The 12,979-nt window shown below is 54.7% G+C and carries 13 protein-coding genes; 6 read left to right on the top strand and 7 right to left on the bottom strand.

Annotated elements, in window-relative coordinates; genetic code table 11:
• Positions 1-35 precede the first annotated feature (35 nt).
• The 3 genes from IEX04_RS07415 to dapA form a co-directional block, all read right to left on the bottom strand.
• Positions 36-566, bottom strand: a complete 531-nt coding sequence (locus tag IEX04_RS07415) for a hypothetical protein (protein ID WP_188684798.1) — start codon at positions 564-566, stop codon at positions 36-38.
• 86 nt (positions 567-652) lie between these two features.
• A complete protein-coding gene (locus IEX04_RS07410; protein WP_096254513.1) occupies positions 653-2,359 on the bottom strand; it encodes a ribonuclease J in 1,707 nt (568 codons plus the stop codon).
• A 19-nt stretch (positions 2,360-2,378) separates the two neighbouring features.
• A complete protein-coding gene (gene dapA / locus IEX04_RS07405; RefSeq protein ID WP_096254514.1) occupies positions 2,379-3,290 on the bottom strand; it encodes a 4-hydroxy-tetrahydrodipicolinate synthase in 912 nt (303 codons plus the stop codon).
• A gap of 60 nt (positions 3,291-3,350) precedes the next feature.
• On the opposite strand from dapA, the gene IEX04_RS07400 reads away from it, so the two are divergent.
• Positions 3,351-4,529 (top strand): heparan-alpha-glucosaminide N-acetyltransferase domain-containing protein, encoded by a 1,179-nt coding sequence (locus tag IEX04_RS07400; RefSeq protein ID WP_188684796.1) that lies wholly within the window; start codon positions 3,351-3,353, stop codon positions 4,527-4,529.
• Positions 4,530-4,774: 245 nt separating this feature from the next.
• Positions 4,775-5,494, top strand: a complete 720-nt coding sequence (locus IEX04_RS07395; protein ID WP_188684793.1) for a hypothetical protein — start codon at positions 4,775-4,777, stop codon at positions 5,492-5,494.
• Between the two features lie 84 nt (positions 5,495-5,578).
• On the opposite strand, the gene IEX04_RS07390 is transcribed toward IEX04_RS07395, so the two are convergent.
• On the bottom strand, positions 5,579-6,043 hold the full coding sequence (locus tag IEX04_RS07390) for a hypothetical protein (protein ID WP_188684792.1): 465 nt from the start codon (positions 6,041-6,043) through the stop codon (positions 5,579-5,581).
• Positions 6,040-6,798: a 4-hydroxy-tetrahydrodipicolinate reductase gene (gene dapB, locus IEX04_RS07385; RefSeq protein WP_096254518.1), complete on the bottom strand. Its 759-nt coding sequence runs from the start codon at positions 6,796-6,798 to the stop codon at positions 6,040-6,042. Before dapB ends, IEX04_RS07390 begins: the two co-directional genes overlap by 4 nt.
• A gap of 427 nt (positions 6,799-7,225) precedes the next feature.
• Between dapB and IEX04_RS07380 the strand changes: the two genes are divergently transcribed.
• Both IEX04_RS07380 and IEX04_RS07375 read left to right on the top strand, forming a co-directional pair.
• Entirely contained in the window at positions 7,226-7,411 is a 186-nt protein-coding gene (locus tag IEX04_RS07380) for a hypothetical protein (protein WP_141392865.1), read from the top strand.
• A 73-nt stretch (positions 7,412-7,484) separates the two neighbouring features.
• Positions 7,485-8,249, top strand: coding sequence for an alpha/beta fold hydrolase (locus tag IEX04_RS07375; RefSeq protein ID WP_170947737.1), 765 nt, complete (start codon positions 7,485-7,487; stop codon positions 8,247-8,249).
• A gap of 84 nt (positions 8,250-8,333) precedes the next feature.
• On the opposite strand, the gene IEX04_RS07370 is transcribed toward IEX04_RS07375, so the two are convergent.
• Positions 8,334-9,704 (bottom strand): M16 family metallopeptidase, encoded by a 1,371-nt coding sequence (locus IEX04_RS07370; RefSeq protein WP_382344632.1) that lies wholly within the window; start codon positions 9,702-9,704, stop codon positions 8,334-8,336.
• Between the two features lie 1,070 nt (positions 9,705-10,774).
• Positions 10,775-11,266, bottom strand: coding sequence for an S-ribosylhomocysteine lyase (locus IEX04_RS07365; RefSeq protein WP_096254522.1), 492 nt, complete (start codon positions 11,264-11,266; stop codon positions 10,775-10,777).
• 141 nt (positions 11,267-11,407) lie between these two features.
• On the opposite strand from IEX04_RS07365, the gene IEX04_RS07360 reads away from it, so the two are divergent.
• Together IEX04_RS07360 and IEX04_RS07355 are read left to right on the top strand one after the other, a co-directional pair.
• Positions 11,408-11,986, top strand: a complete 579-nt coding sequence (locus IEX04_RS07360) for a phosphorylase family protein (protein WP_188684788.1) — start codon at positions 11,408-11,410, stop codon at positions 11,984-11,986.
• Between the two features lie 537 nt (positions 11,987-12,523).
• Positions 12,524-12,871, top strand: a complete 348-nt coding sequence (locus IEX04_RS07355) for a type II toxin-antitoxin system HicB family antitoxin (RefSeq protein ID WP_229677053.1) — start codon at positions 12,524-12,526, stop codon at positions 12,869-12,871.
• Positions 12,872-12,979 lie beyond the last annotated feature (108 nt).

The raw sequence follows: 12,979 nt of genomic DNA, 5'->3' as shown, positions 1-12,979 counted from the left end.
GTTGCAGTGATATCGATAAAACCTGATATCACCAATTAGGAGATTTGAGCCTGCAAACTATTCTTGACGGTCCGGTGATCTCTTCGTTGCAAATAGCCCAGCAACATATAAATGAGCACGTAAGTCAGCGCAAAACAGAGAAGAACAAAGCCTGCGGCCACATACAAGATGCTGTGATCCGATGGATCCGAGAGGTAGAAAACAAGCAAAACCAGCGCGGGTAGCAGTGAACCAATGCTAGCTCCCCATCCGGCCCACAGTGCTTGACGTTGTCCCGAGGCATCCGGGTTATTGAGCTCTTGAATGAAGACTGCAACATAAGCTCCCAGCCCCGGAAATAATGCAATTCCCCCACCGATGAGCGCCGCATAAACCGCAAATACTCCATATTCGAGCCAAAATCCGCCCGTCGTTGAGACGGAGCCCGGCTCCATAACCGCCTCATCGCGGGACGAAAACCACATCAGCACTACCACGAGTAGGCCACAGATCACGCCCGCGATCAGCGCTAGTGCTCCCATCGGGAGCAACAATCTATTTGAACTCTGCGCCGAAATCTTTCTCATGAGCACATCATAAGCCTGAGATACTTCCGCAGATATAAGTAATGCCTCAAACCAGAATTGGTTTGAGGCAATACTTATTTTGTTCTTTAGGCTTCGAGCACGACCGGCACGATCATCGGACGGCGGCGCAGCTTGCGCGACACCCACGAACCGATGACGCGACGGACAATCTGCTGCAGCTGGTGGGTGGAGTGGTTCGGGTTATTCGCCACTGCCTCCAGGATTGCTGCTGCGATCTTCGGCTTGATCTCGTTGAATACCGCATCGTCCTCGGCAACGCCGCGGGCGTGGATATCCGGTCCGGAGATCAAGGTGCCGTTCTGGCGGTTGATCACGGTGATGACCGAGATGAAACCTTCTTCACCCAAGGTGACGCGGTCTTTGAGATCTTCGTCGGTAATGGTGCCAACCTTGGAACCATCAACGTAGACATAACCGCATTCAACCTGACCAACAAGTTCGGCTACGCCGCCCTTGAGGTCGATGACCGAGCCGTCTTCGGCCAAGATCACGTTCTCTTCAGGAACACCGGACAGCGCGGCCAGACGGCCGTTGGCGATCAGGTGACGGGTTTCGCCGTGTACCGGCAGTACGTTCTTAGGGCGGACGATGTTGTAGCAGTACAACAGCTCGCCGGCCGAGGCGTGTCCGGAGACGTGCACCTTGGCCATGCCCTTGTGGATGACCTCTGCGCCCAAACGCATCAGACCATTGATCACGCGGAAGACTGCATTCTCGTTACCTGGGATAAGGCTCGAAGCCAGGATGACGGTGTCACCCGGGTTGATCTGAACCTTGTGCTCGCCGTTGGCCATACGGGACAGTGCTGCCATTGGCTCGCCCTGCGAACCGGTGGACATCAGCACGACCTTGTCATCGGGCAACTGATCGATCTGCTTGAGGTCTACAACGACACCCTGCGGGATGTGCAGGTAACCCAGACGCTCAGCGATACCCATATTGCGTACCATCGAACGGCCAATGAACGCGACCTTGCGGCCGTGCATCGCTGCGGCATCGAGCACCTGCTGCACGCGGTGAACGTGCGAGGAGAAGGAGGCCACGATAATACGGCGACGGGCACGAGCGAACTTTGCTTCGAGCACCGGACCAATTTCGCGTTCGGCCACGGTGAATCCCGGTACCTCGGCGTTGGTGGAGTCGGTGAGGAACAAGTCCACACCTTCTTCACCCAGCTTGGCGAAGTGGCGCAGGTCGGTGATGCGGCCATCCAGTGGCAACTGATCCATTTTGAAGTCACCGGTGTGCAGCACGGTACCGGCTTCGGTACGTACAAACACTGCCAACGCGTCAGGGATCGAGTGGTTCACAGCGACGAATTCGCATTCAAATTCACTGATCTGAGCGATCTCGTTCTCGGCAACTACGTTGGTGATCGCCTTGATACGGTGTTCAGCCAATTTAGCTTCGATAAACGCCAGGGTCAGCTTCGAACCGTACAGCGGGATATCTTCGCGCAGACGCAGCAGGTACGGAACGGCACCGATGTGGTCTTCGTGACCGTGAGTCAGCACCACACCAACGATGTCCTCGAGGCGATCCTTGATGTAGGAGAAGTCAGGCAGGATCAAGTCCACGCCTGGCTGGTGCTCTTCTGGGAAGAGCACTCCGCAGTCGATGATCAACAGCTTGCCGTTGATCTCGAATACGGTCATATTGCGGCCAACTTCGCCCAATCCGCCCAGCGGAACGGTACGTAAAGTCCCCTTCTTCAGCTTGGATGGTTTCTGCATACGCGCAGTATCGGCCTTGCCTACCGAACTTTCAGTCATAAGCGGTTAAGCCCTTTCGTTAAAGATCCCATCCACCTTCACGTAGATCCGCGCGGATGGCATCGAGTTCTGCGTCCGATGGTGCCAGTAGTGGCAATCGAACGACGGTGTTCGGCAGGACACCCTGCCAGTGAAGTCCATATTTTGCAGCAACTGCGCCCTGAATGTGGCCCATGATGCCGCGCTGGATCGGATCCAGCTCGAAGTGTGTAGCGCGTGCAGTGGCCAAATCGCCAGCATGCATCGCATCAACAAGCGTACGGTATTTAGCCGCCGCAACGTGAGCCGTCACAGAGACGACTCCTGCGGCGCCTGCTGCCATAAGCGGCAAGGTCAACCCGTCATCGCCTGAATAAACGTGCAAATCGGTGTTCGCCAACACCGTGGTGGTCGACTGGTAGTCGGCCTTGGCATCCTTGAGCGCGATCACCTGTGGGATCTGCGCTAATTCAATGATAGTTTCTGGGCTCAGCGCGATTCCGGTGCGTCCAGGAATGTCATACATCATCACTGGAAGATCCACGGCCTCGACAATCGCCTTAACGTGGGCGATAACACCGGCCTGGCTTGGCTTGTTGTAGTACGGAGCGGTAATCAGGATGCCGTGTACTCCGGCTTCCTTGGCGCGCAAAGACAGGCGGATAGAGTGGCGAGTGTCATTAGTCGTGGACCCCGCAAGTACCGCTGCACGGTCTCCCACGGCGTTAACGACGGTGCGGAACATTTCAATATTCTCGTCATCGGTCAGCGTGGAAGTCTCGCCGGTGGTGCCGGTAACGACCAATCCGTCACAGCCTTCATCAACGAGTTTGATAGCCAGCTTCGCGGCGACATCATAGTCAACCTCACCTGCCTCGGTGAAAGGGGTGACCATCGCGGTCAGTACGGTGCCGAAGGGGAATGACTGATTATCAATTTCACTAGTTGCCATGGCTTAAATCTACACGCGGAAGTGTCACGATGGCATATTCATGTAGTTACGTGATGCGATATGTCTATGCACGTGCAAACGAAGTCGCGCAGACTAACCGGATTAGACGCTACTCGGGCGTTGGCGATCTTGGGAATGTTCGCCGCCCATATCTTTGATCTCTTTGCCCTCGACAATTCCGGGATCTTATCCCCGACCTTCACTGGAGCGACCGCCAATGGCCGCGCTTCGGTACTCTTTATGGTGCTGGCAGGCGTTTCACTAACTCTCTTTGCCCGTTCCTTACAGCGCAAGGGGCTATCCCGGAAGGCTTCTGTGGGCGTGTTAGTGCGCAGAGCTTTGGTCATCGCGGTGTTAGGTTTACTCATTGGCCCAGTCAATGAATCGATAGCAAACATCCTGGTGCACTACGGCTTACTATTTCTGCTGCTAATTCCAGCGCTCTACCTGCCTGCGCGGGCATTATGGGTTCTGTCCGTCTTCTGGCTGGTCATCGCACCGTTGGCTTGGCGGCCGCTTGCTGCAGCCGAAGCTGCGCAATCTTTAGGACATAACCCCACATTTACCGACTTCGCGCATCCCGGTCTGCTTCTGGCTGATCTGCTAGTTACCGGCTATTACCCGTTGTTGATTTGGATAGGTTTTGGCTTATTGGGGGTTGCTGTCGGAAAGCTACCCCTTTCACAGAAGAAAACCGTCGCTTGGATGGGCGCCGGCGCAGTAGTTATCGCGGCACTAAGTCTGCTCATTGGTTGGCTCAAAATCTTGCCGTGGATAACCGCAGTAGGTACCGTCGCTGGCATCCCACGATCACAGATTTTCACCGCAATGGTCACTGGACGTTCTCCGTCCGGCAATCTTGACCGTTTTTTGAGCGAATCGTCCTACATCTGGTTGCCAACCGCGCATTCGGGTTCGATGATCTTCACGATTCATGCCGCAGCATGCGCGCTGGCGCTGTTGGCAATACTGCTCTTAGTGACTCCCCACCTAGGGTATGCCGGAGCGCTACTGGCAGCAGCTGGACGGGCACCACTCACGTTATACATTGGGCATTTGGTCTTACTGCCGCTGTTGCAGGTGGGCCTTTCTGCCTGGGTTCAATGGTGGACGCTGTGTGTTCTCATGTTGCTGGCTGCGTTGATACTGCACCATTCGGGCAAGGCCGGGCCGCTTGAGGCTGGCGTACGTTATCTGAGCGTCCTGCCAACTGACGAAAAGAATAGTGACCCGAAATAGCCTACCGGCGTCATTCAAGAACGAAATAAAAGTTAGGCGTTTTGAACGACTGACAAGTGTGTAGTTACACTTTCCTTATGAGAAAACATGGACGTGGCAGAAGTAAAACCGATACCCTCTCGGTAAAAATTTCAGCTATTGCACTTCTACTTACCCTCGTAGGGTGCTCTTCTGCCCCAGCAGAACAGCTCAGCGCGCCGACGCTTTCTCCCTCACCGACAGTTTTAAGCCTTCGAGATTTTGACTTGGGCAACACAGATTGGAAGTTGGGCGAAGGGTATGAGAACAAGCCACGTCCCATCGTAAAACTACAGGACGGAAAGTCCGTCAGCAAGGATGACGAGAAGCTTTCACCATCCTACAAACTCGGCGACGTAGTCTACTCAGACTTGAATGACGATGGCGTTGAAGACGCCGCAGCCACCTTGGAATATTCAGATGGAAATGCCTATGCAACCTTCATGTATCTTTGGCTGGCTGATGCACAGAAGCCGAAACAGCTGCTAGAGCCAATTGCTGTGGAACGTAGCTGCGGGGACTCAGTGAACAAGGTCACCGCAGTACCAGGTGGAATCAAAATCATGGAAACACGACGAACCATGTTTGATACAGACCGGTCATGTGCCCAAGGAGGAACTTGGAAAGAAACTAGAACCATCTCCGTAGAGCAGATCGGCAAAAACAAGACGTGGCTCCCGGTACAGACCGCCCCAAAGCGCGGTTATGGCGGCATCTGTAACGAAGCCATTCCTGGAGATATCCTCCCCTTTGACGAGCCATACTATTTGGCACCAAACAAAGCAACGAAGCAAGAGTTCGCGGCCCATGATCAAATTCGCGGCATTAGCATCGCAGGCAACGGGATGAGCACTACCGAAGACTCAGAACCCGAGGGATGGAAGCTTTATAACGTGGTTGAGAAAGATGATTCTGTTGAACGGTGCATCTGGCTACCGGTGACCTAGTCCGACGAGATTCTGCAGCGAAAACTAAAGGGAGTACCAAAACCCAAGCGGGTTTAGGTACTCCCTTATCAGTGCTCTGAAGCTCTATTTGTCGCTCGATGCCGAAGCTTTTTTATCGGCAACAAAGAAGTTCACCGCTGTACGCATCGAAGAACGTGCACGCTTGCGGTCCCCGCTGGCGTCATAAGCCAAAGCCAAACGGTACCAAGACTTCCACGACTCCGGATTCGCTTCGACATCTTCCTTATGACGTGGGAAGTCAGCATCCGCGGCTTCACGAATGAACCGCCCCGAGGGCATCCGAGGAAGATCTTCGGGAAGCTCCCCAAGCTCGGCAAGGGTCTTGCCCATTTTTTCCGTACGAAGCCCAAGGAGCACCTCGCGAATCAAGATCCACACACCCAAAGCGGGAATCACGAAGACCGCTACTCCCATGGCGATAGCGATCGGTTCGCCGGTGCTCATGAAACGCACCGCTTGGGTGAAGGACATAAAAATATACAAGGCAAATACAAGCAGAATTACGCCTACCCAGAGTTTCGTTTTCACTGGCCCAACTCCAAATATCCGTCTAGTCCATAAGTCAGGCCGGCATGTGCCGAAACCTTTCGCAGACCCAAGAGCACACCTGGCATAAACGAGGCGCGGTCATAGGAATCGTGGCGCAAGGTGAACTGCTCGCCCGGCCCGCCAAAGAGGACTTCCTGGTGGGCTACCAAGCCACGTAAACGCACCGAGTGCACATGCACATCGTCTACGAGGGCACCTCGAGCACCATCGAGCTGTGTATCGGTGGCGTCTGGGCTTTTCGCAACACCTGCAGCCTTACGAGCGGCAGCGATCAGCTCGGCGGTGCGTACCGCAGTTCCGCTGGGAGCATCCACTTTATTCGGGTGGTGCAGTTCGATAATCTCTACCGATTCAAAGTATTTAGCAGCGGTGGCCGCAAATGCACTGGCAAGCACGGAGCCGAGGGCAAAGTTTGGCGCGATCAACACACCAACTTCCGGGTGCTGCGCGAGTAACCCTTCAAGGTTGGAGCGGCGTTCCTCATCCCATCCAGTGGTTCCCACCACGGCGTGCAGTCCGTTTTCCACGGCAAAACGCACGTTAGCTTCGGTAGCTGCCGGGACCGACAGGTCAACGATGTGGGTTGCTCCGGCCTCCAGAATCTCGTTGAGGTCCGCGCCGCGTCCGAGGCTGGCCACGAGTTCCATATCGGCGGCCGCGGAAACAGCTTTAACAGCTTCCTCGCCCATTCGTCCTGCGGCACCAAGCACCGCAACCTTAATTTGTGCACTCATGTCTTTAAGCGTATCGCTTGCAGACGGTCGCGATTGGCATCGATGACGTGACGTCTACCCGTTCGAGTCCTCACCGCAATGCATTGAACACGCATCAGATTTTTTGCGAACAGCTTGAGATATACGGTGCCCAGCTTGTATTGCTGGGCAACTCAAGGAAAAATAAGCTTCACGATCTTCCAAGGAGTTGGCAAGTAAAATGGGGACTGTCCTGAAGCGATGGTGCGCTGGCACTTTTTTAGTAGCCGTCGTCACGTTCGGTACCATCGCGTGTAGTTCTGGCGATGTACCGCCGACCCTGAGCGATGATGAACGCGCTCGACTCGTCGATAGAGTCGAAGAGCAAAGCTCGTGGATTGAATCACCTTCCTGCCAAGTTGAGGTATTTCGGCAAGACGGCGATACAACCTATGGCTGGGCCGATTGCATGACGTCAGCTTCTGCTTCAACTTCTGAGCAAGAACTACTACAGGGTGAGTCCTATCCTTTTCGCATTGATGGCGATCAGATCCGTGTCCCTGGCGACGGAGGTGCCTACGAAGAGGATCTCAAGGAAATCTTCCCAGAAGATTTGCGGGCAGCCATCGAGGAACATTCCGTAGGGCTGCCCTAAAGCTGACCTGCATCTACTCGGCGCAGATCTTGGCTAGAGTAGAGCCTTCAGCAAATAAATACTAAGTTTTTTCGTGGCATCGTCCGCGGACGGAAGGGTACGTGTGCGGCACGGCTATTTTGGACAGATCCCGGAGACGTTACGTACCCGATTATCGGTACGCGTGGCAGGAACTGGCCCTGATGTGGTGCTCATTCATGGGCTTGGAGCCTCCAGCCGGTATTTCACTCCCCTAGCTCAAGAGTTGTCCCGTGACCATCGAGTGATCGTTCCTGAGTTGCCTGGCCACGGTAAGAACATGGATGACGGCAGGCCGGTAAGCGTGGCACGCTTTGCTCACGAGGTCTCCCTCGCCTTACGCACATTAAATGTGAAAGACGCGGTCATTTTGGGACATTCGATGGGAGCTCAGGTGTCCATCGAGATTGCTCGTAGTCGTCCTGAGCTACTCAAACACCTGATCATTGCTGCGCCAGCGGTTAATGACCGAGAAGATACGCTCTTCCGGCAGGCTCGCAGGCTCTTGCAGGATTTTCCCCATGAGTTAAATGCGGTCAAGGCTATCTTGCTCGTTGACTATCTGCGATGCGGTATTCCGTGGTGGGCTAAGAGTTGCGCGCAGATGCTCGATTACCCGACCATTGACTATTTAGGATCGGTGCCTGTTCCTGTCGATGTAGTTTGTGGCACGAAGGATTCACTGTCGCCACCGGACTTTGGGTTACGCCTTGTGGCTGACGCTCCGAATGCAAAGTTGTCGGTATTCGAAGATGCAGCGCACGGTTTCAACTACTCGCATTTTGAACAACTAGCCCAGCTGGTCCGTGCAGCGGGCTAAGCGCAAAGACTCCACCGTCAAAAAATAAGGGACGCCCCACACTGTTGAAGTGGTGAGCGTCCCTTATATTTTTTGTTGAAGTATTTAGCGCCCCAGCGTGGCTGCTGATTCGAATGGCCCGACCACGGTGATGGTGCGTTCCTTGGCAGCAAGCTCTTGAGCCAACCCTTGCACATCTTCCTTGGTGACCGCATTTACACGGCTCAGTGCCTCATCAATGTCTTGGAATTCTCCGGTGACCATCTCAGCTCGGCCCAGGCGCGACATGCGACTTCCTGGATCTTCCAGAGCCAACACGGTACCGCCCGCGAGCTGGCCCTTGGCCTGGGATAATTCAGCGTCGGTAATACCGTCCGCAGCCAATCGATCCAGCTCGGATTCAAGTAGACCGATCACTTCGCTTGCCTTAGCTGGCGAACAACCGGCATACATACCGAAATATCCGGCATCGGTATACGCAGCCGAGAATGAATACGTGGAGTACGCAAGTCCACGCTTTTCACGGATCTCTTGGAACAGACGCGAGCTCATGCCCCCACCGAGAACCGCGTTGAGTACGGCAAGTACCTGCCGCCTCTCATCTTGTCCACTGATACCAGGGCAACCGATGATGATACTGGCTTGTTCAACCGGGCGGTTGATCACTTCAATGCCGGGCACCGAAACAATAGTTGCCGGTTCCGAAGAACGACGCGGTTCCGGAACCGCCATCGGGTCAAGATCCCAGCCTGCCTCGGAGAGCGAGGTGAGAACCATTGCGCATAGTTCCTCGTGGTTTAACGAGCCTGCCGCGGTGATGATCACTTCGCTCGGGCGGTAATGCGCCCGGTAGTGCTCCATGACTGCCTCGCGGGAGATTTCCATGATCTCGGCGGGTGTGCCACCAATGGGTCGCGCCAACGGGTGATCGCCAAGGACCTTAGCGACAAAGTGTTCGTGGGCTACCTCGGTGGCATCGTCAGCGTCCATTGCTAGTTCCTCGATGATCACCCCACGCTCTTGCTCCAATTCCAGGGGGTCGATGACAGCGGAGGTCACCATGTCTGCGATGACGTCCATGGCCATTGGCAAATCGGAGTCAAGCACTCGCGCGTAGTAACAGGTGGATTCTTTCGCGGTCGCAGCATTTGATTCGCCGCCCACTGCATCAAAAGCCTGAGCGATCTCAAGCGCAGTGCGCTTCTTAGTTCCCTTGAACAATAGGTGCTCAAGAAAATGCGTCGAACCGTAGTGCCCAGCTTCTTCATCGCGGGATCCAACGGGCACCCAGAATCCAACGGTGGTTGAACGCTGGCCAGGCATTGCCTCGGTCAGTACACGAACACCACCGGGAAGAATACTTCGACGTACTTCCGCCCCGCCCTCGCCGCGGTGGACCAACGATGGGTCAGCCGGATCAATCGGAGAGAACTGGTATGCCTCAACCGAGTGCAACGGCAACGGAATCATGACCACAGAGAAACATCCTTAAACATCGGGTCCCGGCAATTCAAGCCGGGCGGAACACTGTCCCTATTCTCCCACAGGGGGTTGTGGACAGCGTTCAGCTTCGCTGCAGCTCACTGCAGCAGCACGAACACGCCGGAATCACCTTCCGGGTCCTGCTGTGGAAGGTGTTCCCGGCTTAGCATCAGCGGCTCAGCGATCATAAGGGCATCTGCGTTCGCGTCTGATTCGTTCTCCTACTCCGGTGCCTTACCCGAAAGGCTCGTTCGGGATCTCAGGAGGCGGCATTGGTGCACCGGGTGGGGATGCAGGATCTTGAGGCGCGCCAGGGGCAGACGGTTGGTGCTCGGGACTGCTGGGACTGCCTGGACTCGTCGGATCCGGGCTAGTGGGCTCCGCCGGCGGAGGTGGCGGTTCCGGAGCGGGCGCGTGGGTCGGATCGATGGTGTTCTCCATGATGCTCTCCTAGTCTCCTGACTTCACGCCAGGTTCCTTCCATTCAAGGACAGAATGCTCTGGCAGACAACCCCTTAGGGAACTCTGAGGCAGTCTGCTTTGATGGCCCAAGCGCTGCCTCGGTCGGTTTTGCCGCCCGGAATATTAGGGTCTGAAGGCTAATGGATGTCTTCCGATCCTGGTTCCTGCACTGCAGTCGTTGGATCTGCCGGCCGATCTGGCGTGGCCGGAGCTGTTGGGTCAAATGGCGGAGGTCCAATTGGTCCATCGGGAGCTGGACGATTTGGTGGATTCGTCGGATCGGGCGGGTCATTCGGTGTCGTCGGTTCCTCAGGAATACTCGGCCGGGCTGGATCTGGCGGCAACGTGCGGCCTGAGTCTTCTGCCGAATGCGGATTTGTCGACTCCATGATCAGTCCTCTGCTTTCGATCGGCGCTCGCTTAGCAATACGAGTGAGACCATTCAAGATCCAGCGACTTGGTAAAGCAAGAGGCTTCAGGCAATACTCAGCAGAAAATAAGTGCAGCGAGGCCCAGCGCCGTCTGACGGCAAGCGCTGGGCCTCGCTGGATGCTCATGGGCGCGGGCGGGCATTACTGGTGCCACCGGCCCATTACTTTCGCTCAGGCAATATTGCTGCGGTCAAACGCGTCCAGACTGATGCCTTGTTCCAGAATCAGCTTGGCCCATTCCTTTGCCGAGTGCAGGCTGTGATCGCGGTAGTTACCGCAGCTCACCGCTTCGGTGCCCGGAACGTCATCCCAGGTGACTCGCTCTGCCAGATCTTCAAGTGAAGACTTGATCGCTTTGGCAACTTCTTCAGGAGTTGGCTCGCCCCAAACAATCATGTGGAACCCGGTACGGCAACCGAAAGGCGAGAAATCAATGAGACCTTCGAAGCGGGTACGGATCAGACCCGCCATGGTGTGCTCGATGGTGTGCAGGCCAGCGGTAGGGATCTCACCGTGGTTTGGCTGCACAAAACGAATGTCGTAGTTCGTGATGGCGTCACCCTTGGGGCCACGCTCAACGCCGATCTTACGCACGTAGGGAGCCTTGACCTTGGTGTGGTCCAGGGCAAAACTTTCAACAGCTGCAAGTTCAATTTCACTCATGGTTTCAGTCTATCCGCTCCCCCATTAGCAAAATTGAAAAACTTCATAGCCCGTAACCGATAAACTCGAGTGAGCATGCTGGCCGTCGAATCTGTTTCCGGTCAGAATCAAAAAGACTTATTTGTTGTTGAGAGGAACCGAATGTCGGACCAGAAGACCCTGCTCGTATTCGCGCACAGTGATGAAGCATCTGCCTTCGCAGACGTGCCACACATCGTATCCGGAGTAGGGAAGGTCAACGCTTCGGTAGCACTTGCCGGTGCGCTTCCCGACGGCGGCATAGAGCGAGTTATCGTTTTGGGCACCGCAGGGGTAGTCGGTAATGCCGACGAAGACCGTCCGAGCTTGGATACAATTTACCAGGTGACTCGTTTGATCCAGCACGATTTCCCATTGGCCTCAGATGATGTGGTGCCAACCGGCGAGATCCTACTGCCTGATACTCAAGCCACTATGGCTACCGGAGATGTGTTTGTCAGCAACGACGAGCAGCGCGCCCACATTTCCGGCTTGAATGCGCAGCTGGTAGATATGGAAGGTTACGCCTACGCGAGCATGTGCCAGCGTTTTGACGTTCCACTGCAGATCTTCAAGGTTCCTTCGGACTACGCCGATAGCTCCACCAGCATGGACGATTGGGATGCGATTGTCATCGCCAAGAGCGTTCAGCTACGTGAGTTCTATGATGCGCACCTGATTCCGGCTAGCCCAATTAGCTAGAACTACCCTATATTCGGTCTCTGAGCTGTAGGTTCCTAACGGAATCGACGGCGAGGATACCCTAATCACGCAGAACCCCGGCTTCGCAGATTAGCCGGGGTTTTATCGTCCTAGACGATCTTGCATTGACTATTTTCAGGACAAGAGTCCCGAGATCAAACGTGTTCCGTGAGCAAGTTTTCCACAGCCCTAGTCGCATTCTCGAATATTCAATATGATTCATCTATGATCCAACATACATCGAGCACCTCTTGCCAAAGTGGTGCCAATAGTGGAACCATAGAGATATGTCGGGAATAGACGACATAGAAGTTAAAATGAGGGAGAGCCCAAAGAACGTTAAGTTCGCTGACATTCGCAAAGTTTGCGATGCGCACTTTGGACTACCCAGAAATCGGGCAGCAAGCCACTTAGTATATAAGACTCCTTAGCCCGGTGATCCTCGAGTTAATATTCAAAATAAAGACGGAATGGCTAAGCCTTACCAGGTAAGGCAAGTTCTCGAGGCAATCGAGAAAATGAAGGAGATGAGCGGAGTTGACTAATTTGCCTACACCGGCAGTCGCAGCTCACTATAAATACAACGTGTCTTGGTCTCCGGAAGATGATGAGTTTATTGCAACCGTTGCAGAATTCCCATCATTGTCATGGATGGATGAAAACCAGATCTTGGCCCTGACTGGTCTGCGCGATCTTATCGCCGAAGTTATTCAGGATATGAGAGATTCCGGCGAAGAGGTGCCTGTCCCTTTTTCGGTTCGGAAATTCAGCGGGAGCATCCGTGTACGCGTTAGCCCGGAAAAGCATCGAGACCTAACCATCGCTGCTGCCGACCAGAGAGTTTCACTGAATCGGTATCTTACAGAACGCTTAGCTTCCTGCTAAAGGTATGCGCCAACGTAGTACATCTACATTTTAATTTAGTCGTTGCAACTTTGCGCGTTGCAGTGGCTAATTTGTGCCCCTCTCCGATTGCCTTCAGTTAACAATCGC

The sequence above is a fragment of the Glutamicibacter ardleyensis genome, from assembly GCF_014644555.1.
Classification (GTDB): domain Bacteria; phylum Actinomycetota; class Actinomycetes; order Actinomycetales; family Micrococcaceae; genus Glutamicibacter; species Glutamicibacter bergerei.
This window is presented reverse-complemented; position numbering and strand designations above follow the sequence as displayed.